The sequence below is a fragment of the uncultured Shewanella sp. genome (assembly GCF_947501225.1).
Lineage (GTDB): Bacteria > Pseudomonadota > Gammaproteobacteria > Enterobacterales > Shewanellaceae > Shewanella.
The window spans coordinates 26903-49396 of record NZ_CANMUW010000015.1 but is presented as its reverse complement, the minus strand read 5'-3'; the positions used below and the strand labels follow the sequence as shown (position 1 = coordinate 49396).

At 47.6% G+C, this 22494-nt stretch carries 19 protein-coding genes; 6 read left to right on the top strand and 13 right to left on the bottom strand.

All coding sequences use genetic code 11. The annotated features are described in order from the left end of the window. Positions 1 to 66: 66 nt before the first annotated feature. Genes yidC through rpmH form a run of 4 tightly spaced genes read right to left on the bottom strand, consistent with a single transcriptional unit; the run spans position 67 to position 2441 of the window. Positions 67 to 1701 carry a membrane protein insertase YidC gene (gene yidC, locus Q1B47_RS17815; protein ID WP_299796653.1) on the bottom strand — a complete coding sequence of 545 codons (1635 nt, stop codon included), beginning with the start codon at positions 1699 to 1701 and terminating at the stop codon, positions 67 to 69. Positions 1702 to 1704: 3 nt separating this feature from the next. Continuing rightward, complete coding sequence (gene yidD / locus Q1B47_RS17810) at positions 1705 to 1962, bottom strand: membrane protein insertion efficiency factor YidD (protein ID WP_299796650.1); 258 nt, start codon at positions 1960 to 1962, stop codon at positions 1705 to 1707. Continuing rightward, positions 1929 to 2285 (bottom strand): ribonuclease P protein component, encoded by a 357-nt coding sequence (gene rnpA, locus Q1B47_RS17805; protein ID WP_299796647.1) that lies wholly within the window; start codon positions 2283 to 2285, stop codon positions 1929 to 1931. Before rnpA ends, yidD begins: the two co-directional genes overlap by 34 nt. Before the next feature lie 18 nt (positions 2286 to 2303). Continuing rightward, the gene (gene rpmH, locus Q1B47_RS17800; RefSeq protein ID WP_299796644.1) at positions 2304 to 2441 is read right to left on the bottom strand and encodes a 50S ribosomal protein L34; all 138 of its coding nucleotides are present in this window, start codon (positions 2439 to 2441) and stop codon (positions 2304 to 2306) included. 445 nt (positions 2442 to 2886) lie between these two features. Between rpmH and dnaA the strand changes: the two genes are divergently transcribed. From dnaA to gyrB, 4 genes are all read left to right on the top strand, one after another. Continuing rightward, positions 2887 to 4275 carry a chromosomal replication initiator protein DnaA gene (dnaA, locus tag Q1B47_RS17795; RefSeq protein ID WP_299796641.1) on the top strand — a complete coding sequence of 463 codons (1389 nt, stop codon included), beginning with the start codon at positions 2887 to 2889 and terminating at the stop codon, positions 4273 to 4275. Between the two features lie 19 nt (positions 4276 to 4294). Then, a complete protein-coding gene (gene dnaN, locus Q1B47_RS17790; protein ID WP_299796638.1) occupies positions 4295 to 5395 on the top strand; it encodes a DNA polymerase III subunit beta in 1101 nt (366 codons plus the stop codon). 301 nt (positions 5396 to 5696) lie between these two features. After that, complete coding sequence (gene recF / locus Q1B47_RS17785; RefSeq protein WP_299796635.1) at positions 5697 to 6779, top strand: DNA replication/repair protein RecF; 1083 nt, start codon at positions 5697 to 5699, stop codon at positions 6777 to 6779. A 16-nt stretch (positions 6780 to 6795) separates the two neighbouring features. Next, positions 6796 to 9213, top strand: a complete 2418-nt coding sequence (gene gyrB / locus Q1B47_RS17780; RefSeq protein WP_299796632.1) for a DNA topoisomerase (ATP-hydrolyzing) subunit B — start codon at positions 6796 to 6798, stop codon at positions 9211 to 9213. 417 nt (positions 9214 to 9630) lie between these two features. Here the strand turns inward: gyrB and pxpA are convergent, their stop codons facing one another. The 3 genes from pxpA to pxpB all read right to left on the bottom strand — a co-directional run bounded on the left by pxpA (position 9631) and on the right by pxpB (position 12136). Beyond that, positions 9631 to 10377, bottom strand: a complete 747-nt coding sequence (gene pxpA, locus Q1B47_RS17775) for a 5-oxoprolinase subunit PxpA (protein ID WP_299796629.1) — start codon at positions 10375 to 10377, stop codon at positions 9631 to 9633. A 90-nt stretch (positions 10378 to 10467) separates the two neighbouring features. Next, entirely contained in the window at positions 10468 to 11418 is a 951-nt protein-coding gene (locus Q1B47_RS17770; RefSeq protein ID WP_299796627.1) for a biotin-dependent carboxyltransferase family protein, read from the bottom strand. A 31-nt stretch (positions 11419 to 11449) separates the two neighbouring features. Continuing rightward, on the bottom strand, positions 11450 to 12136 hold the full coding sequence (pxpB, locus tag Q1B47_RS17765; protein ID WP_299796624.1) for a 5-oxoprolinase subunit PxpB: 687 nt from the start codon (positions 12134 to 12136) through the stop codon (positions 11450 to 11452). Positions 12137 to 12307: 171 nt separating this feature from the next. On the opposite strand from pxpB, the gene Q1B47_RS17760 reads away from it, so the two are divergent. Next, positions 12308 to 13363, top strand: a complete 1056-nt coding sequence (locus tag Q1B47_RS17760; RefSeq protein WP_299796621.1) for an HDOD domain-containing protein — start codon at positions 12308 to 12310, stop codon at positions 13361 to 13363. A gap of 68 nt (positions 13364 to 13431) precedes the next feature. On the opposite strand, the gene glyS is transcribed toward Q1B47_RS17760, so the two are convergent. Beyond that, the gene (gene glyS, locus Q1B47_RS17755; RefSeq protein ID WP_299796619.1) at positions 13432 to 15501 is read right to left on the bottom strand and encodes a glycine--tRNA ligase subunit beta; all 2070 of its coding nucleotides are present in this window, start codon (positions 15499 to 15501) and stop codon (positions 13432 to 13434) included. An 11-nt stretch (positions 15502 to 15512) separates the two neighbouring features. Continuing rightward, positions 15513 to 16418, bottom strand: coding sequence for a glycine--tRNA ligase subunit alpha (gene glyQ / locus Q1B47_RS17750; RefSeq protein ID WP_299796616.1), 906 nt, complete (start codon positions 16416 to 16418; stop codon positions 15513 to 15515). 107 nt (positions 16419 to 16525) lie between these two features. On the opposite strand from glyQ, the gene Q1B47_RS17745 reads away from it, so the two are divergent. Then, positions 16526 to 17125: a DNA-3-methyladenine glycosylase I gene (locus tag Q1B47_RS17745; protein WP_299796613.1), complete on the top strand. Its 600-nt coding sequence runs from the start codon at positions 16526 to 16528 to the stop codon at positions 17123 to 17125. Between the two features lie 273 nt (positions 17126 to 17398). Here the strand turns inward: Q1B47_RS17745 and Q1B47_RS17740 are convergent, their stop codons facing one another. The 4 genes from Q1B47_RS17740 to ybaK all read right to left on the bottom strand — a co-directional run bounded on the left by Q1B47_RS17740 (position 17399) and on the right by ybaK (position 22325). Further along, positions 17399 to 20638, bottom strand: coding sequence for an amidohydrolase family protein (locus Q1B47_RS17740; protein ID WP_299796610.1), 3240 nt, complete (start codon positions 20636 to 20638; stop codon positions 17399 to 17401). Positions 20639 to 20983: 345 nt separating this feature from the next. Beyond that, positions 20984 to 21424: an MOSC domain-containing protein gene (locus Q1B47_RS17735; protein WP_299796607.1), complete on the bottom strand. Its 441-nt coding sequence runs from the start codon at positions 21422 to 21424 to the stop codon at positions 20984 to 20986. Between the two features lie 33 nt (positions 21425 to 21457). Continuing rightward, entirely contained in the window at positions 21458 to 21703 is a 246-nt protein-coding gene (gene tusA, locus Q1B47_RS17730; protein ID WP_299796603.1) for a sulfurtransferase TusA, read from the bottom strand. A 154-nt stretch (positions 21704 to 21857) separates the two neighbouring features. Next, positions 21858 to 22325, bottom strand: coding sequence for a Cys-tRNA(Pro) deacylase (ybaK, locus tag Q1B47_RS17725; RefSeq protein WP_299796601.1), 468 nt, complete (start codon positions 22323 to 22325; stop codon positions 21858 to 21860). Positions 22326 to 22494: the final 169 nt, after the last annotated feature.

Genomic DNA, 22494 nt, shown 5'->3' with positions numbered 1-22494 from the left:
TCTCATATAAAGCAAAAAGCGGTTAATACTGAGTATCAACCGCTTTCGTTTATTGGATACTAAGGATTATTTTAACCCTTTTTTCTCCAGACCGGCATAGATGATCTTCTGCTGCGTGATAGCAACTAAGTTACCCACTAACCAGTAAAGTACCAGACCGGCAGGGAACCATAGGAAGAACACGGTAAATACTACCGGCATCCACTGCATCATCTTCTGCTGCATTGGATCCATAGTCGGTGCCATTGGCTGCATCTTCTGCATAACGAACATAGATATGCCCATCAGGATTGGCATTACATAGTATGGGTCCTGTACCGAAAGGTCGGTGATCCATAGCATGAATGGTGCGTGACGAAGCTCAACGCTCTCCAGCAGTACCCAGTATAGGGCGATGAAGATTGGCATCTGTAGCAAGATAGGAAGGCAGCCACCCATAGGGTTAACTTTCTCTTTCTTGTACAGCTCCATCATTGCCTGACCCATCTTCTGACGGTCATCACCGAAACGCTCTTTCATTTCGGCAAGCTTAGGCTGTAGATTACGCATCTTAGCCATAGAGGTGTACTGTGCCTTCGTTAGCGGATATAGCAAGCCACGTACCGTTAGCGTGATAAGGATAATTGCGATACCCCAGTTAGTCACTAACGACTGGAAGAACATCAGTAACTTGTAGATAGGTACGGCTAACCACCAAAGGAATCCGTAATCGACCACTAAGTTCAGAGAGTCTGAGATGTTAGACAGGGCTTCTTGATTCTTAGGACCAACATAGAACTCGGCGTTGATTGTACGGCTTGCACCCGGTGCTACATCATAGATAGCACCACGGAAACCTATATTGGCTTGTCCGCCGGCACTGATGCTTGAGAAGATGATGTTTTGATCGTTGGCTGGTGGTACCCAGGCAGACACAAAGTAGTGTTGTAGCATCGCTGCCCAACCACCTAATGTCTTCTTATCCAGGTTTTTATCGGCCATATCTTCGAAGCTGTACTTCTCGTAGCGAGTGTCCTGGGTTGAGTAAGCCGCACCACGGTATGTAGGCATCATCATGCTGCTTTCGCTCTGCTTGATGCTGTGCTTAATCTGACCGTACATCTGAACTTGCAGCTGCTGGTCTGTGGTGTTGTCGATTACATAGTCGACATCCACCTTAAATTGACCACGATGGAAGACAAACATCTTAGTGTAAGTCACACCATTATCGGCAACGAAAGTCAGCGGCACTTCCAGAGTATCCTGACCTGAGGCTAAGGTGTATTCACGTGAAGCACTGTCGAAGTGTGCACGGCCCTTTGAGCTGCTGTCGATACCGTTACGACCGATAAGACCACTTTGAGCTATGTAGTTTATATCTTGCGTCTGCTCAAGCAGAACAAAAGGCTCATCACTGTCCTGTTCAAGTTTGTGTTCAACCAGTGCCGAATAAACGATATCACCACCGACTGGGTTAATCTTAATGATTAACTGGTCGGTATTCACTGTGATGAGTTCCTTAGAGGCAACGACGGCAGCAGGAAGAGCTGAGTCGGCATCCGGAACATCAGAGCTGTGAGAATCTGAAGTAGACGAAGACGGAATAACTGCTGAAGATTCAGTCGCTACCGGTTGTGGGGCTTGATCAACCTGCCACTGTTGCCATAGCAAAAAGCTGACAAATAGCAGACCGATAAGCAATATATTGCGTTGAGATTCCATAGCCTATTTATTACACCTGTGTTTTTTTTGGGGGACGGGATCGATTCCGCCCGGATGTAAAGGGTGACATTTTAATATGCGTCTTGCTGCAAGCCAACTGCCTTTTACAAATCCGTGCAAACGAATTGCTTCAATTGCGTATGTTGAACAAGTTGGATGAAAGCGGCACTTATTAGCCCCTAAAAAGGGACTTATGAAGACTTGGTAGCCACGAATTAACGTGGTTGCTAGCCATTGTAACGGCGATTGAGTTTTCGCCATAGCTTTTCTACCAATTTATGGAGATCTGTATTTTCCATCTCTACCACGCCATTTCTGACGAGTACGACTATATCGATTGGAGGTAGTTCGTGCTGATGCAGACGAAAGTTATCTCTGATGATACGCTTAATTCTGTTTCGCTGATGGGCTTTCTTTACAAAACGCTTAGCAACAGTTAATCCCAGACGAGGATGTTGTTCAGAGTTAGGAATTGCAAGTAAGGTTATTTCAGCCGAAGAAGCTTTGATGGGTTTTGTTAATACAGATTTGAATTGCGCGGGAGTTAACAAACGTAACTCCCGCGTAAAGGTGTAGCTAGTCACCTGATATCTACTTAAAGATTAAGCAGAAAGGCGAGCACGACCCTTGGCACGGCGACGAGCCAATACCTTACGGCCGTTTACTGTAGCCATACGAGCGCGGAAGCCGTGAGAACGCTTGCGCTTTAGGGTGCTTGGTTGAAAAGTACGTTTACTCATTGGGGCAATCCGTCTTTGTGTTAGTTAACAAACCTTACCAACAATAAAATTGAGGCAAGGGCAAAAAAGAGGCCGAATTGTAATCACTTTAGCTATGCCCGTCAACAAGCAAAAACGTCAAGTGATAAAATTCTGGCCAATTAATTCTGTCTCAGGTTATCCAGAGGCACCATAATATGTGGATAACTCTGTGAATGGACACTACATCTTGTGGATCCAGTGATCTTAAACCTGATCTGAACCGCGTAATTATAGATCGATCCGGATCGCTTTATAAAGCTGGATTTGCCGCTTTTTGAAAATTAGAGGATCGCAGACGATCTTTTTTGATCGATATATGCAAATAAAGATGATCTAACTGGGGATAAATATATTATAAGGATAGCGATCATCGTGATCTCACTATAGAATACCACTCTTTGTGTGATCTTTTGGGGATAAGTACGTGGCGGTTTCACTTTGGCAGCAATGTATCGGACGACTACAAGATGAGCTCTCTGCTCAGCAATTCAGTATGTGGATTAGACCGTTACAAGCTGAAATGGATGGAGATACATTAGTTCTTTACGCTCCGAACCGTTTCGTTCTCGATTGGGTCAGAGATAAGTACATCAACATCATCAATCAGTTTTTTACTGAACAGATGGGCAGTGATGCACCTAAATTACGTTTCGATATCGGTAGTCGCCCTTCATCGCCTCCGCCAATGCAGGCTGCCGCAGCGGTAGAAAAGCCAAAGCAGGAGCGAGACACTAAACCGGCCAAGACAGCTTTCAATGTCAACTCTCCAGAGCCGGCGGTTGCTGCTAACCACAGAAGCAATATCAACCTGACCTATCAGTTTGATAATTTCGTAGAGGGTAAGTCTAACCAGTTGGGTAAGGCTGCAGCGATGCAGGTCTCTGAAAACCCGGGTGGTGCCTATAATCCACTATTTTTATATGGTGGTACCGGTCTGGGTAAGACCCACCTGCTGCATGCTGTTGGTAATGGGATCATCAAGAACAATCCGAATGCCAAAGTCGTGTACATGCACTCAGAGCGTTTTGTGCAGGACATGGTTAAGGCGCTGCAGAACAATGCCATCGAAGAGTTCAAGCGCTATTACCGTAGTGTCGATGCGCTATTTATCGATGATATTCAGTTCTTCGCTAACAAAGACAGATCTCAGGAAGAGTTTTTCCATACCTTTAATGCACTATTAGAGGGTAATCATCAGATCATTCTTACTTCAGATCGTTATCCGAAAGAGATCGATGGCGTTGAAGATCGTCTAAAGTCCCGTTTTGGCTGGGGATTAACCGTTGCCATCGAGCCTCCTGAGCTAGAGACCCGAGTGGCGATCTTGATGCGTAAGGCACAAGAGAGTGGTATCAACCTGCCCGATGAGGTGGCCTTCTTTATTGCTAAGCGTTTACGATCTAACGTACGTGAGCTTGAGGGGGCGTTGAATCGTGTCATTGCCAATGCCAACTTTACCGGACGTCCGATCACTATCGACTTTGTGCGCGAAGCCTTAAGAGATCTCTTGGCACTACAGGAAAAATTGGTCACTATAGATAACATTCAGAAAACGGTCGCTGAATATTACAAGATCAAGATGGCAGACATGCTTTCTAAGCGTCGTTCCCGTAGTGTTGCCAGACCGCGCCAGGTGGCAATGGCACTCTCTAAAGAGTTAACTAACCATAGCTTACCCGAGATTGGGGATGCCTTCGGTGGACGAGACCATACAACTGTTTTGCATGCTTGTCGCAAAATTGCGCAGTTGAGAGAAGAAAGTCATGACACGAAAGAAGATTATGCTAACTTAATCCGTACGTTATCTTCATAAATCTGGGAAATTGAAACTGATGAAATTTTCAATTGATAGGGATGCCCTATTAAAGCCGTTACAGCTTGTGACTGGAGCGGTGGAGAGACGACATAACTTACCTATTCTGGCAAACCTTTTAGTTGAAGTGAGTGGTCACTCACTTAAGATGACCGGTACCGATTTAGAGGTCGAGTTAGTCGGTCAGGTACAGTTAGAGGGTGACGTTCAGGAAGGGCGCACCACGATTCCGGCAAAGAAGTTTCTCGATATTGTTAAATCATTACCCGATCAGGTCGAACTTAAACTCGAGCAGCAGGAAAACCGCCTGATACTCCGTTCGGGCCGAAGTCGATTTACTCTGGCAACTCTGCCAGCCGAAGAGTATCCGAATGTTGAGGCTTTCCAGGCCGATATCGAGTTTACTATCAAGCAGGGGACACTCAAGTCTCTTATCGATGCGACTCAATTCTCGATGGCGAACCAGGATGTACGTTACTACCTCAACGGCCTGTTATTAGAGACCGAAGGCAATGTACTGCGTGCAATCGCAACCGATGGTCACAGGTTAGCCCTGAGTCATCGCATGGTGGAGGATTCTCTGCCGGAGAAGCAGGTGATTGTGCCACGTAAAGGGGTTGTCGAGCTGCAGCGCCTGTTCGAAGGTGAAGATTTAGATATCACCATTTCTATCGGTGATAACGCGATTCGTGCCACTACCGGCAGTGCAGTATTTACCAGTAAGCTGGTCGATGGTCGCTTCCCCGATTACCGCCGGGTCTTGCCCAAAGGCGGCGATAAAATCGTGATTGCGAGCCGTAACCATCTGAAACAAGCTCTGTTACGTGCCTCTATTCTTTCGAATGAAAAGTTCCGTGGTGTGCGGGTTCAGCTTGAAAATAACCTGATAAAGATCACCGCCAATAACCCTGAACAGGAGGAGGCGGAAGAGATCTTAGATGTAGAATATGAGAGCAGTCCACTGGAGATTGGATTTAACGTCAGCTATCTGCTTGATGTCCTCAACAACCTGCCGTCAGACGATGTTCGTATCACATTGATCGACGGCAACTCCAGTGCCCTGATAGAGAATCATATAGAAGAAGATTCTATGTATGTGGTTATGCCTATGAGACTCTAGTTCTTATCTCGATGTTATAACTATTTTTTCATTAAAGGCTGTTTATACAGCCTTTTTTGTATCTATAACTCCTGTTTCTTTTCGGTTGTAGAGTCAACGGATAGCGTTTGTTTTTCGGTTGTGGTTTGTAGAGCATTTTCTGACTCAACTCGGGAGCAATCGACGCTTTGATGTGGCCTGTGGATATGCTAATCTTCTTGGCTATTTGAATTTTTCTGCATGGTAATTTTGCTGCTGTCTCTCAACCGTGGGGCGGATACTCGATTGCCGGCTTGCCAGATAAGCGATTACCGAGCGATTAATGAGTCTGACGCGTCTTCATATTGAAACATTTCGGAATATCACTTCTGCTCAACTGCTTCCTGGTGAGGGAATCAATCTGATTTATGGCCATAATGGCAGCGGCAAGACCAGTATCTTAGAGGCGATCTATTTTCTTGGTATGGGTCGCTCATTTCGCAGTCATCTTTCTCAGCGGGTGATTCGGCACTCAGATGATAAGTTGACGCTGTTTGCCAATTTAAATGTGCTCGATAAAGAGAGCAAAATCGGATTGAGGCGATTTCGCAGTGGTGAAACAGAGGTCAAGATAGATGGTGACAGAGTCAAACGGTTATCTACCCTGGCCGAGTCACTGCCCATTCAGGTGATCACTCCAGAGAGTTTTGCACTGTTATTTGAAGGGCCAAAATCGAGACGCCAATTTATCGATTGGGGGGCGTTTCACTGCGATAAAAGTTTTCACTCTGCCTGGGTTAATGTTAAAAGAATTTTAAAGCAGCGAAATCAGCTACTTAAAAATGAAACGAGTTATTCTCAAATTCAGTTTTGGGATAAAGAGCTGGTTCGATATTCTGAAGTCGTTACCGATATCAGAACTCGATATGTAAACTCGTTAAATGAGCAACTTAAGGGTATAATTGGGGAGTTTTTACCTCAGGTCGATGTTAAAGTTTCCTTTACCCGAGGTTGGGATAGTAAAACAGATTATGCGCAGTTGCTTGAGGCGCAATATCCCAGAGATCTTGCTAGCGGAAATACCGGTAGCGGACCCCATAAAGCCGATCTGAGATTACGTGTCGGAACCTTACCGGTACAGGACGCATTATCCAGGGGCCAATTGAAATTGTTAGTCTGTGCACTGCGTATTGCACAGGGCAAGTTGCTAAAACAACAAATAGATAAAAATAGTATTTATCTGGTGGATGATCTTCCAGCAGAGTTGGATGCAAAGCACAGACAGTTGTTGCTGCAGCAGTTGATCGACACAGGTGCGCAAGTATTTGTAACCGCCATCGATCCTGCTGCGATACTAGATTCGTTAAACATGCCACCTAACAGGACGTTCCATGTGGAACAAGGGCGTGTAACGGTAATTGAATAACCGACGAGAGAATAATATGTCAGAGAATAGTTACGATTCTTCGAGTATTAAGGTACTTAAAGGCCTTGATGCAGTACGGAAGAGACCAGGGATGTATATCGGTGATACCGACGACGGTACCGGTCTACATCACATGGTATTCGAAGTTGTCGATAACTCTATCGATGAAGCTTTAGCAGGTCATTGTAACGACGTTATCATCACTATCCATGCCGACGGCTCTGTTTCGGTAAAAGATGATGGCCGTGGTATCCCGGTTGCCATTCACCCTGAAGAGGGAGTATCTGCTGCCGAAGTTATTATGACGGTACTGCATGCGGGTGGTAAGTTTGATGATAACTCTTATAAAGTTTCCGGTGGTCTTCACGGGGTAGGTGTTTCGGTTGTAAACGCGCTATCTGAGAAGCTTCAGTTGACGATTCGTCGTGACGGTAAGCTTTATGAGCAGTTCTATACCATGGGTGAGCCGAATGAGCCGATCAAGGCTATCGGTGAAGCGACCAATACAGGTACTGAGATACGTTTCTGGCCAAGCCCTGATACATTCTCTGACACTCAGTTCCACTTCGATATTCTTGCTAAACGTGTCCGTGAGCTCTCATTCCTAAACTCTGGGGTAGGCATCCGTCTGGTCGATGAGCGAGATAATAAGGATGAGTTTTTCAAATATGATGGCGGTATCAGTGCATTCGTTGATTTTCTGAATGTAAACAAGACTGCGGTAAACAAAGAGGTGTTCCACTTTAACCAGGAACGCGAAGATGGTATTACCGTTGAAGTGGCTATGCAGTGGAACGATGGCTTCCAGGAAAGCATCTTCTGTTTCACCAATAACATTCCACAGCGTGATGGTGGTACTCACCTTGCAGGCTTCCGTAGTGCATTAACGCGTAACCTGAATGCTTATATGGATCGCGAAGGCTTTAATAAGAAAGGTAAAACCAGTGCAACGGGTGATGATGCCCGTGAAGGTCTTACCGCCGTTATCTCTGTTAAGGTTCCGGATCCTAAATTCAGCTCGCAGACTAAAGACAAGTTAGTTTCGAGTGAGGTTAAGTCAGCGGTTGAGCAGACCATGGGTGAGAAGTTGGGTGATTACCTGATGGAACATCCAAATGAAGCTAAATTGATTGTCGGTAAGATTATCGATGCGGCACGAGCTCGTGAAGCGGCGCGAAAAGCGCGTGAGATGACGCGTCGTAAAGGTGCGTTAGATTTAGGCGGTCTGCCGGGTAAACTGGCCGATTGTCAGGAGAAAGACCCGGCGCTTTCTGAAATATACATAGTGGAGGGTGACTCTGCGGGTGGTAGTGCCAAGCAGGGTCGTAACCGTAAGAACCAGGCTATTCTTCCGCTTAAAGGTAAGATTCTGAACGTTGAGAAGGCCCGTTTCGATAAGATGTTATCGTCACAGGAGGTCGCGACGCTAATTACCGCACTGGGTTGTGGTATTGGCCGTGATGAATACGATCCGGATAAGACCCGTTACCATAACATCGTCATCATGACCGATGCCGACGTCGATGGCTCGCACATCCGTACCCTGCTGTTGACCTTCTTCTTCCGTCAAATGCCTGAGCTTATCGAGCGTGGCTTTGTTTATATCGCTCAGCCGCCACTTTATAAGGTTAAGAAGGGTAAGCAGGAGCAGTATCTTAAAGATGACCCTGCATTAACCGAATTCCTGACCAACTTGGCGTTAGATGGCGGTGAGATCCATGCTTCTGCCGATGCGCCGGCGATGTCGGGGGCACCGTTGGAGCAGTTGGTATACCAGTATCGTGAAGTCGAAGCTATCTTCGAGCGTTTGGATCAACGTTACCCGCTGATGCTGACCGAGCGTATGCTTTATCATCCGGCGTTGAGCAGCGATGTTTTAGCCGATGAGGCTAAGGTTCAGCAGTGGTGTGATGCGTATGTTGCCGATCTGTCTGAGAAGGAGTCCAGCGGATTTATTTTCAGTGGAGAAGCCTTCCTGGATCCTGAGCGTCAAGTGTATCTACCTAAGATCACTATCCGTAAGCACGGTATCGATACTCACTACCTGTTCTCATATGACTTCCTCCAGTCGAGCGATTATGAGCGTATGGCAAAACTTGCCGCCGCGCTAGATGGCTTAATTGAAGAGGGGGGCTATGTTAAACGTGGCGAGCGTATGAAGGATGTTTCCAGCTTCGTAGAGGCGTTAGATTGGTTGATGAATGACTCTAAGCGTGGTCTCTATATTCAGCGATATAAGGGACTGGGTGAGATGAACCCTGAGCAACTGTGGGAAACAACCATGGATCCAGAGTCTCGCCGCATGCTGGTGGTTACGATTGAAGATGCGATTGCTGCCGATCAGCTGTTCACCACCTTGATGGGGGATCAGGTTGAGCCGCGTCGTGACTTTATTGAATCGAACGCATTGAACGTTGCTAACCTGGATGTTTAAGCAAGTTACGAGTTTCTAGCTTCGAGTTGCGAGGTTAGAGCAAAAAAACAGAAGCCCCGGATTGTCCCGGGGCTTTTTTATGTCTGGCCATTAATGTTCCCTTCATTTATTGGCATTTCCGCCATCCATGGCAGTCAGAGCATTTATGCCACTCTTGGAAAATAAGAAGCCCATGGATGGACAGAAATTTACCTTGTACATGGACCTCTTGTCAGTGAAAGTTATCCCTGAACGCCAGGGCCATAAATGTTCCCTTCATTTATTGGCATTCCCTCCTTGGAGGTCAGACGCTGTTAGAATGGATTTGTGTCACTCTTTACCGGCAAGAAGGGTTGGGACGTATATAAATAGACGTTGTGCATGGTTCAGGATGACAGATTGTACTCCCGGTCATTCCGACGTGCTTTAAATCGGGAGCTATGACTTGTTTGCCTCGGTTAGCTTTGCACTTATCAGTTTTGCAAACTCCAGGGCCTGTTCGTTATCGCCATGGAGGCAGATGCTGGTGGCATTTATGATGACCGGCGCACCATCCAGGCTTGTCAGAGGTTTATTTTCGATAATTTGCTGTACCTGCCGCAGTGCCTGATGACTGTCGTGGATCACGGCGCCATCCAGGTTGCGGGGAGCCAGTGAACCGTCATTGAGGTAGGCTCTGTCGGCAAAGGCCTCTTCGATGACGGTTAACCCATGTAACCTGGCCTGTTTTACCAAGGGACTCCCGGCTAAGGTCATCAACTTAAGATTTGGATCTATCCGTTTAATCGTATCTATCAATATCAGCCCTAAAACCTCACTCCTGGCCGCTTCGTTATAAAGTGCCCCGTGAGGTTTCACGTGAAACAGTTTTGCCCCCAGATTATCGCACACAGCTTTTAAAGCCGATATTTGTCTGTGTAATGAGTCTGTTAGCCTTTCATCCGAGATATCTAAACGGGTACGGCCAAAGTTTTGCCTGTCGGGAAAGCTGGGGTGAGCACCAATATTAACCTTGTGCTTCATGGCTGCCGCAACCGTTTTTATCATGCTGGAGTCATCACCCGCATGTCCGCCACAGGCGATATTTGCCGAGGTGATGAGCTCCAGCAACTGAGAGTCAAACTCACAACCTTCACCAATATCTGCATTTAGATCGATAGGGTAACCTTTCGAATTTGATAACATGATGGACCTCAGTGATATTATTGAGCTACGAGCTACGAGCTACGAGCTACGAGCTACGAGCTACGAGCTACGATCGAGACCTTCTTAATCTTAGCTGTTAGCTTCAATTGCTCTCTGTAAACGATAAAAATATTGCTCCCATTCATAATTTGCATCGTCTGCCTGATTGGGACTCACGTGAACAAACTTAATATCTTCACCGGGTCTGGTTTGGGCCAATTTCCAGAGATCGGCTTCGATAACAGTGGCAATTTTCGGATAGCCGCCTGTGGTTTGTGCGTCGGCGAGTAAGACTATGGGCTGCCCTGAAGGCGGGACCTGGACTGTTCCCGGCATTACGGCATGAGATTGTAACTCCTGCTGCTGGGTAAGAGACAGTGTCGTGCCGAACAATCTGGCTCCCATCCTGTTGCTTTCGTTAGTCAGTTCCCATGAGGTGTTCCAGAAGGCTTTTCTTGATTCGGGCGAAAACAGCGCCATCTCCGGGCCGGGAAGGGCACGGATCTCATTCGAATATCCACGCTGCACCGCGCCTATAGGTTTAGATATGGTTCCCGCCTGACCTAAAGCCAACCTGTCTCCATCCTGTAATACCCGGCCCGGATTACCGGTAAACCTGGAGGCCAGAGGGACATCTGGAGTGTTGTGAGTGCTATCGTTAACATGCGTAATTCCTCCCTCGAATGCGAGGTAGGCATGCATACCGGATTTTGGTCCCTTCAGGCTGAGGGTTTCGCCGGCTTTTATCTTATTTCTCCAGTTACACCAGATATTACGCTGACCGATCGATATCTGGTAGCTCGCCCCCGTTACCACAAACCAGGTGTCCCGGTTAAACATAAGCTCTACCGTGCCGGAGGTCAGCTCTATCGCTGCCGAAGTATCAGGGTTTCCGAGCAGTCGGTTAGCCAGTATCAGGGCATGTCTGTCGAGTGCTCCTCCGCCGGAGATGCCCAGATGTCGGTAACCGGTGCAACCCAGGTCTTGCACCGATGAGTGGATACCAGCCTTGAGGATCTGCACACTACTCATTTCAGTCATTGCAATTATTTCCATCCTTCACTCGGCTTCATTATTCTGCATCGAATATTAAACTGTCCACCGGCATGAATTGAATCGTATCACCGGGCTGGACCAGGGTGGGTGAGTCGGAGGACTCCGGGGTAAATAGCCTTTGGTTTGTTCGACCTATGAGTCGCCAGCCTCCGGGGGCAGAAGCCGGGTAGATTCCGGTTTGCTCTCCACCTATTCCTATTGAGCCCGCAGGAATGGATAGCCTGGGTGTTGCCAGTCTGGGTGTGTACAGAGATGAGTCAAGCCCGTCCAGATAGGGAAAACCGGGCTGAAAGCCCAGAAACATAACCGTATACCTCCTGTCGGAGTGCCGCCGTATCACCTCCTCACAACTGAGTTGGTGATACCCGGCTAACTGTTCCAGATCAGGTCCGTAATCTCCGCCGTAGACAACCGGAAGCCGTATGTTTTTACCCCTGATGCTTATCTCTTCAGCCTGTTGCCAAAGTGTACCTAACTGAGACAACCAATGGCCTATATGGCTCGTGCTCTTTAAAAAGAGGGTGAGGTTGTTCATTCCCGGCACGATATCGGCAAATTCCTGTGTTTGACGGCACTTATCGGCCAACCACCAGATTTTACTTTGGATCTCGAGTTGAGAGCTTTGGGGGTATGACCCTGTACAGTCTATAACCACTGCTCTCTCTCCCAATCTGAATACGTTCGGGGCCTGTTCTGTTGTCATTTCTGGCTTCTTAATCCGGGTGTTTAAGCTAGTTTCGGCATTCATTGCCGCAAAAACAAGCGGTAAGTATAAATATGGGCATGATTATGTTTTTGTAACTTAAGTTATAGGATATTGTCCTATAATCTTTCTGTATATCTCCAGTATTTCATTTATACCCGGTCATAAAAATTGGTCAAAAAACTATTTAATAAGCTCTTTAATATCAGAGATAACACTACCGTAGCTAAGCCAAAAAGCTTTAGTCAGAACCCTGAATTCAAACAGGCCCCCATTCAAAAACAGGCTACAAGTCCGGAATTAACGGAGCTTGAGACTGAAACGGTGGATGTGTCGACACTCTTCTATAGCCTGCTTTTTCCCGCGAGGAAGGGGGATCAGGGGGGAGTGGCTAATAATCTGGAAAAAAATGTCATCGGTGATGTTGAGCGTGCGCTCTCTTCACCTATGACTATTGCTGAGAATGTACTTAAGCTGCCCAGCCGTATGGCTGAGTTGGACAAGAAGCTTGGAGACGAGGATGTCGATATCAAGGTGCTGCTGGAGCTGATCCAGCAAGATCCTGTATTGAGTGTTGAGGTACTTAAGTTATGTAACTCTCCCGCTTTCAGGCGTTCTGACAGAGAGGTGACGAGTCTTCAACTTGCCTTTGTACAGCTAGGGCGAGATCAATTACGCCGTTACGTTACCACCTGCCTGATAAGGGAGATGATAGAGATAAAGCCTATCTATTTTCGTCGTTTTGGTTTGCAGGTGTGGCGTCACTCTATGCAGGTGGCGTACCTCTCTTCTGAGTTAGCTGCGGAACTGCCCGGTGAAGATCCCGATACCGCCTTTATGTTAGGCCTGCTTCATGATGTGGGTAAGATTGCCATCTTCAAGATGTTGTTAGATGGGTTTAATCTGGCCGAGCCCGGCGAGCAACCCAGCTCCTCTCTTTTCAGGCAGGTGATGACCAGCAAGTCGTTGAGTTTAAGTGCGCTTCTGGTCAGGTGTTGGCAACTTCCGCCAAGCTTTGAGAAGGCGTTAAGTGCGCTGGCCAATACCGGAACTAAGCCAACCGAGAAGCTTGCAGCGGTAGTCTGGCGGGCAAATTTGATCAGCGAGTGCTCTATGCTACATCAAGCCGGAAAGCTGGATGAAGCCTGTTTAAACCGCTTACTCATCGATGCCGATCTTGCCCGGGATGTGTTTGACCGGCTTCATGAAAAGCTGAAAGAGTTTTAAAAAAAAGCCTCAGAGAGATCTGAGGCTTTTTTCATTTTACTCGAAGCTAGAAGCTCGAAGCTTATTGCTTACTGTAGCAGTGAGATATCGGCTGCGTGAAGGAATTGGTCGCGTAGGCTGGATAACAGAGCTAAACGGTTGTTCTTCAGTGCTTCATCGTCGGCCATAACCATTACATCTTCGAAGAAGGTATCGACGCTTTCACGCAGACCCGCAAGCAACGCCAGTGCTTCCTGATAGTTAGCAGCGGCAAATAGTGGTGCCAGTTGTGGCTGAAGTTCATTCAGCTTCTCTGAAAGTGCCTTCTCTGCATTTTCAACCAGTAAGCCGGTATCGATGGTTGCCGGAATTTCGCTTTCAACCTTAGCAAGAATGTTAGATACACGCTTATTTGCTGCAGCGAGTGCCGATGCTTGCTCAAGGCTGCGGAAGTGAGAAACGGCCTTGATGCGGCTGTCGAAGTCGGCAGGAGCTGTAGGACGACGTGCCAATACCGCCAGGATCACATCTACGCTGACACCTTGATCTTGGTACCAGGCGCGGAATCTACCCATGAAGAACTCCAGTACCTGCTCGGCCGTGGTTTCATTGGTAAGGTTATCACCGTGTAACTCCTGTGCTTTAGCTATCAGGTCTACCAGGTTCAACGGTAAGTTGTTCTCAACACAGATCCGCAGGATACCGATAGCGGCACGACGAAGTGCAAATGGGTCAGCGGCACCTTTAGGCGCTTGTCCTATACCGAAAATACCTACTAAAGTATCTAGCTTCTCTGCCAGTGCTACACAGATAGAGACGGGGGCCGTCGGTACGGTATCACCTGAGAACTTTGGCTTGTATTGCTCCTGCAACGCCATGGCGACCGCTTCCGTTTCACCATTCAAGCGAGCGTAATGCATCCCCATGGTGCCCTGAAGATCGGTAAACTCCATTACCATGTTCGTCATAAGATCTGACTTTGACAGCAGGCCTGCGCGAGCGGCCTCTTCAGAGTTTACGTCTATGCTGTTCGCAATAAAACCGGCCATGGCTGAGATACGTTCGACACGATCTTTAATGGTACCGAGTTGTTTCTGGAACACGACGGTTTCCAGACTGGCTAAGCGAGATTCCAAAGATTCTTTCTTATCTGTCTCGAAGAAGAACTCTGCATCGGCCAGGCGAGGGCGAACCACTTTTTCATTACCGGAAATAATGACCTGTGGATCTTTTGATTCTATGTTTGTAACGAAGATGAAGTTAGGCAGAAGCTGTCCAGCCTTATCGAAGACAGGGAAGTATTTCTGATCGCCTTTCATGGTGTAAACCAGAGCTTCGGCAGGTACATCAAGGAATTTCTCTTCAAAGTTAGCCGTCAACACGACAGGCCATTCGACCAGAGAGGTAACCTCTTCCAACAGTTCATCTTCAAGTTCGGCAACACCGCCAATTTTAGCGGCTGCGGCTTCGGCGTCGGCCTTTATGATCGCTTTACGTGCTTCATAATCCGCTAATACCTTGCCTTGCTCTTTCAGTGAAGAGAGGTAGTTATCGGCATGATCCAGCTCAAAGCTTGCCTGTCCCATGAATCGATGACCACGGATAACACGAGCAGATTTTACGCCTAACAGCTCACCCTCAACCACTTCACTACCCAGTAGCATAGTGACCGTATGAACCGGACGGATAAATTGAGTCTTGTTGTCGCCCCAGCGCATAGGCTTAGGGATAGGTAACTTATCCAGGGCGCGCTGAGCCATATCCGGGATAAGGCTTTTAGTTTCTACACCTACCACTTTGGCCTGGTGTAGCAACCACTCACCCTTATCTGTCTTCAGGCGCTGAGCCTGATCGACCGTGATACCGTTACCGCGAGCCCAGCCCATAGCGGCTTTGGTCGGGTTTCCATCTGCATCGAAAGCCTGAGCGATAGCCGGGCCACGTTTCTCGACAACCTTATCGGCTTGTGCCAATACCAGTTGCTGCACGTTGATAGCCAAACGGCGGGGCGCGGCATACCAGGTAGCCGATTCGAAATTCAGTTCGGCTTTTTTCAGTTCATCGGTAAAGTTAGTTAGAAAAGACTCTGCCAGTTTACGAAGTACTTTTGGTGGCAGCTCTTCTGTGCCTACTTCAATGAGTAAGTTTTCAAAATTCATCTGTAATACCTCTACTTACACATAGGGAAGCCTAGGGCTTCACGGGCTTGATAATAAGATTCTGCTACACCCTTAGCCATTGTACGGACGCGTAAGATATAACGCTGGCGTTCGGTCACCGAGATAGCGTGGCGAGCATCAAGCAGGTTAAATGCATGAGAGGCTTTCATTACCTGCTCATAGGCAGGCAGTGGAAGTGGTTTCTCCAGAGTCAGAAGGCGTTGACAGGCGATTTCACAGTCATCGAACATTTTAAACAGCACATCGACATCGGCGTGTTCAAAGTTATAGGTCGATTGCTCTACCTCGTTCTGATGGAAGATATCACGATACATGATTTTGCCCATGGGGCCATCGGTCCAGACCAGATCATAGACACTGTCAACTTCCTGGATATACATAGCCAGACGCTCAAGACCGTATGTGATCTCGCCGGTAACCGGGCTACACTCAAGTCCGCCAACCTGTTGGAAATAGGTAAACTGCGACACTTCCATGCCATTCAGCCAAACTTCCCAGCCCAGACCCCATGCACCCAGTGTCGGCGATTCCCAGTTGTCCTCAACGAAGCGAACATCGTGGACGCCCATATCAACACCCAGAGCCTCGAGCGAGCCGAGATATAGCTCTTGAATGTTGTCAGGAGAAGGTTTTAACACAACCTGGAATTGATAGTAGTGCTGAAGACGGTTTGGGTTCTCACCATAACGGCCATCGGTTGGGCGACGACAAGGTTGCACATAGGCACTGCTCATCGGCTCCGGGCCTAAAGAACGCAGGAAAGTTTGTGGGTGGAATGTGCCCGCACCAACTTCCATATCGAGTGGTTGAACGATAGCGCAACCTTGCTGCGCCCAGTACTCTTGCAGGGTCATAATGAAACCCTGGAATGTCTTTACATCATGTTTCGTCGTCATGTCTACTAATATCAGGCCGTCATAGAAAATGGTTTCGATTATACCTTGTAGATGTAGTCTTATGTAGGTTATTTTTTATGTCACAGGACAAATTTGGAAAAATAACCATGGAAAAGCAGCGTTGTAGTTGGGTTGGGGCCGATGACCTCTATCAGCAGTATCATGATGAGGTTTGGGGGCGACCGGTTTATGACAGTCAGGAGTTGTTTGCCAAGCTCTGTCTCGACGGTCAGCAGGCAGGTCTCTCCTGGCTTACTATTCTCAAGAAGCAGGAGAACTATGAAGCCGCATTCGCCAATTTTGATCCGAAAATTATCGCTCAGTTTGATGATGAGAAAGTCGAAGTGCTACTGCAGAATAAGGGGATTGTACGTAACAGGTTGAAGGTCAATTCGATCATAAAAAATGCCCGGAGCTATATGACCCACTTCTCTGACATCGAGGGGGAGCAGGGCGATGATTTTTCAGAGTTCCTGTGGAGTTTTGTCGGTGGAAAGCCTATCGTCAATCGATTTAAGACAATGGACGAGGTGCCGGCTCAGACACCTGAGTCGGAAGCAATGTCTAAGGCTCTGAAAAAACTAGGTTTTAACTTTGTCGGCCCTACGATCTGTTATGCGTTCATGCAGGCGGTTGGTATGGTGAACGATCATACAACAGATTGTTTTTGTTATGAAAAGTGTAATGATGAAGGAACTGAATTCTAAGGGCTGGATTATTGGAGGAAGAGTGGAGCGTAAACCCGGGAGTAAATCCAAGACTACAGCAGCGATTGTTCGATGTTCGTTGAACCTATTGGTAAAAGTAAGCTCTTCAAGTTAAGAGTCTGGACTCTGACCCTAGTTATTAAAAAGAGTGTTCCACGTGGAACACTCTTTCTGTTTCTACTCTTTGAGCCAAGCTTTAAAATCAGTTTCAGGTTATTCATGAATTCTCGATTCATTTTAAAATTTTTCTGAAACTCTTTTTTTAGGGGCTACTTAGTCATTGGCGCGATTTTCAAAAAAGAAAGTTTTTCTCTCCTTGCCCCTGTTTTTTGCACCACCGTTAAGTTGGTCCATGGTCTCGGCATTGAAGAGCTTGCCGTTCACCATAGTGTAGGTGACCCGATCGGTTACACGAATATCCTCAAGAGGGTCTCCGTCTATCACTATCAGATCGGCAAGCTTACCACTCTTAATTGAACCTATTTGGTGATCCATGGCAAAGTGCCTGGCCGGATTGATGGTTGCCGTTTTCAATACTTCCAGGTTACTCATTCCACCTTGGGCAAACATCCACATCTCCCAGTGAGCAGCTAAACCTTCACGCTGTCCATGAGCGCCGATATTTGGTTTCACACCCAGGTCGTTCATCTCATTTGCCACGCGTGCAACATTGAAGTGGTTGTAGTGTTCATCCGGTGCTGTTGGGCGTCTCATAGAGCGTGCATTCAGCAGATCGCTCGGTACGTACATAGAGAGTCTCGGGTGAGCCCAGACATCGGTCTTATCGTACCAGTAGTTCTCACCGGAAATTCCCCCATAGGCGACGACTAAGGTTGGGGTGTAACCAACCTGGGTCTGGCTCCAGAACTGTTTTACATCATTATAGATAGATGCTGCGGGTAGAGAATGTTCGATGCCGGTATGCCCGTCGGCGATCATAGTCAGGTTGTGTTGCAGTAGACTTCCGCCTTCCGGGACCACCATCATCTCGAGTTCACGTGCGGCAGCTATCACCTGCTGTCGCTGATTTCGGCGGGGCTGGTTATAACTTTTGACACTGAAAGCACCGACCTTCTTCAGTCGTTCCAGGTGAAACTTTGCATCGTCCAGCGAGTCGATATGAGAGGTGTAGCCCGGGGCATTGGCACCATACAGGATAGTACCCGTAGAGAAGATGCGGGGGCCGGCTATATTACCTGCTTTCTGTTGCTCCGATGCGGCAAATATCTCAGTGGTATCATTGGATGGGTCGTGAATCGATGTGACACCTAAGGATAGGTTAGAGTAGAGTTCCCAGTTTTGTTGCGGGATGATCTCATCTTCACCCTGTGAGCCGTGGGCGTGCGCATCGAACAGGCCGGGCATTATTGTCTTGCCTTCGATATCGATCACCTTTGCATCATTGGGTATCTGAGTGTCGGCTCCGCCAACCCCCACAATATGGTTATCTTTAACTATCACTATGCCATTGTCGATAACCTTGTCATCTTCCATGGTGATTACTTTACCGCCGACAAATGCGATTGTTCCACGTGGAACATCCGCTTCCTGGGTAAAGCCAAGGTCGGTGATCTGTGGCTTGCTTGGAGCAGATTTCTTACTCTCTTTATCACTCTTTTTTTCTGTTACCGCATAACTCGTGTCGACGGCCACCTGATACAGTTCAGGGCCTAATGTCCAGTACAGCTGGTCACTGTTATTGTTCCAACTGATACTTTCACCGGCTCTGAGGCTAAGTTGAGTGACCGGCAGATTGTTCGCCTTAGGGCCTATATCTATGGTTTCGCCATGTTTAGCGAATGGTGTTACCCATACCTTGAAGCGTTCGGCAAAAGCGAGTTGTTTGCCATCGGGGGATATACGGAACTCAGTTGCATGCTTACTGGTGTAGTGCACGCGCTTCTGAAAACCATCTAAGTTTATCGAAGCTAACTCGGGAGTCTCTCCGTGAGCCATAAAGTAGACGCGGTCAGAATCGGCACCAAATTGCGGTTGGTATCCGTCAGGCGTTATCTTTACTGCTTTCTTTCCCTTGATATCGACCCTATATAAACCCGTTTCCTGAGACCAGGTCTTCGGCGTGATATATCCGCCCTTGGCTTTACGGTAGACCACGAATGAGCCATCGGGAGAGAAGGTAGGCTCTACATACTTTCCGGGCTCTCTGGTCAAGGTTTTAACCCGCTTACTTCTCAGATTGACCATGCGAACGCTGCCTTGCTCCTGATCGTCCCAGGTAGTGAAGACAATATTTTTGCCATCACGGGACCACTGAGGGAAGAGTTCTCTGAGCTCAGAGTCTAACTTAGTCAAGCGGGTGCGCTTGCCATCCGGCAGTGACTTTAACCATAACTTACCGAGTGCCTCGTAGACGACCCGTTTGCCATCTGGCGAAACCTGAGCCATGCGCAGCATCTTCACGTCGAACGTGTCTTTATCCAGATCTTGGGTAAAGCGCACCGCAGGTTGAACATCGAGCCGGGTCTTAATGGAGAAGGGGATCTGCTCGACAGACTTTGACTCCACATCGAGCTTATTGATCTTACCACCGGCCCAGAAGAGGATCGTTTCATTGTCACCGGTCCAGCTCATGGTCGGGTAGACACCATGGATAGCCCAGGTCTCCTGCATGTCTCTGTCTAGCTTGCCGTAGAGTTTCTCGGTTTCGCCTGAGTGCAGATCCAGCAAGTATAGGGATGACTGAAAGCCATCTCGCTTTATATAAGCCAGCTTCTTACCGTCAGGGCTTGGGGTTGGTCGTATCGCACCGCCGGTTCCCTGGATTAATACCTCAATGTCACCTGTTTGGGTATCATATCGCTTAATCTTATAGATACCTTTCACCGAGTCTTTCGAGTAGTGAAAGGTTTTCCCCGGTGTCGCATCCTGGCTAAAGTAGATATAACGGCCATCTGGTGAGTATGCGGGTTCGCCGAGATCTTTCTGCTCGTTTGGACGCTCAGTCAGCTTTACTCCTTCACCACCTGCGACATGGTACATCCAGACTTCGCCGGCACCTAAGCTGCGTGAGCCGGTGAAGTGTTTGCGGGCAACAAGATATTGAGAGTCAGGACTCCAGGCTGGACTGTTCAGTAGCCTGAAGGTCTCTTCCGTGACTGGCCTTGGGTTGCTGCCATCGGCTTCCATTATCCAGATGTTGTCGCCACCATTTTCATCAGAGGTAAAAGCGATATGTTTACCATCCGGGCTGTAGACAGGTTGCATCTGCCAGGCGATGCCTTTTGCAAGGACCTCGGCTTCACCGCCTTTCATGGGGATCCGATAGATATCGCCTAACATATCAAACACGATATACTTTCCGTCCGGACTGACACTGATGTTCATCCAGGTACCTTCGGAAACTTCAATATCTACCTGCTCTAAAGGTGCATTAGCGGGAGCGTTTACCTGCCAGGCTGGCTCTTTGTCGGATTTTAGCTCGTCTGCAAAAATGGGGGGGCTGAAGCTGAGTGCTATCGCTGCACACAGTGGGGTTAGCTTATGTTTTAACATTTGAATCCCTGTTTCATATCGTTGATATAATGAAAGCGGCTCCGTTGGCGCTATTTCGTTTTAGTTTTAGTTATCTCAATAGATCTAAGAAAGTGATCGACTCGAAGGGATCACATCTGGATAGGTATTAGATATTGCATGCTATATACAGATCTACCGGGAGTTATTTATCGCATATTTAAGTGATCAGTAAAACAAATAATATATAGCAATTTTGTAACGATTAATCTGTTTGCTTATCTCACGATATACAAAAGGTTGTGATAATAACGGGAGGCGTTACCGAACAGGAGGGCATGCTTTAAACGGGGGAATGAAAGGAGTGTCTGGCAAGTTGTGTCTGAGTTAACTCTCAAGGCTCACTGCATCGCCTTCATAGATTTTAGCATCGTTTAATACGCGGCAGGTGACACCACCACGCCAATCTGGTGTTAGTGCCGCTTCGAGTCCAGGGCAGGCTATCTGCATCTTCTTACAGGGATCGGTCTCACCGGTTATCTGTAGTGTCAGCTTGCCAATATGTAACAGCTTACCAAGATCTGCAGCACTGAAGCTGTGTCCTTCGATCAACAGATTTGCGCGTCGGGTAGTCCAGGGAAGCGATGCTCCCAGCTCAGTACAAACAAGGTGCCACTGCTCGCGGGAGAGCACAGTGACCTGACGTTTTCCAGGACGCCCGAAGATATCCTGCTCTACACCATGGGCAAGGGTGACGTCAGCCGATTCAACCAGCGTCATGGGACCCTGTTTCACAGGCTTAAAACCGATAGCGACAAGTCTCTTCATTGTGCAATCCATGCTGACTATTACTTAGTTTGCTTACAGGCCCTTTTGAATCAGGTATTGATATGGCATCGAATCTGTTTGGCTGGCCAGTAGTTTATGATCCATAAACTCACAGAAGCTTGGGATATCACGAGTCGTGGCTGGATCATCGGCGATGATCAATAGGGTTTCACCCTGTGCCATTTTGCGTACTGATTTACGAACCATCATGACAGGTTCCGGGCACCTGAGTCCGAGAGCATCGAGTTGGTGTTGTGCAGTACTAAATTGGTCGCTCATATTACCTCAGCTGAACGATTAAACAGAAGTGGCTAATATTACTCCAGCGGCTTGCTTTATCCAAGTGTGTCGCCCTAATTTGTGAGCTTAGAGCGTTGAGTATTGCTTTAATGTTCCACGTGGAACATTAAAGCTCTCAAGGTGTGCATCCGTTTTAGGCGGTTATGGTTGCAAACTGTGCCTTGAGGAGTCGTTTCAGATCGTCAGGTGCCAATTCGATATCCAAGCCTCGACGGCCGCCACTGATATACATTTTATCTAGTTGGACTGCCGAATCATGGATCACGGTTGTGAGCAGCCTCTTCTGTCCCAGGGGGCTGACACCACCGAGAACATATCCCGAGCTGCGCTGCACCTCTGAGGCTTCTGCCATGACTGCTTTCTTTGCTTTTGTTGATTTGGCGATAGCCTTCATGCTGAGCTTTTCGTCCACGGGGATTATCGCGACCGCCAGCTGTTTTCCATCAAGTTTCACCACTAAGGTTTTAAATACCAGCTCTGCAGCTACCCCTATCTTTTCGGCGGCTTCAAGACCGTATGCCTGACAGGATGGATCATGCTTATATTCATGGATCTGGTGTGAAATTTTATGTTTAACGAGTAGGTCGATTGCGGGAGTCATCTTATACCTGAGCAGTGGTAACGCTATTTGAAATTATGGTCATTTTTCCATAACCGTCATCTTAATACCGTGATAGGTCACTTGTTACAGTGGCTGGCGAGAGAGTACAGGGACTTAGCTTAAGTTTCTCTGTTTGTCTGGACAAAAAAAGGCCAGCATGTGCCGGCCT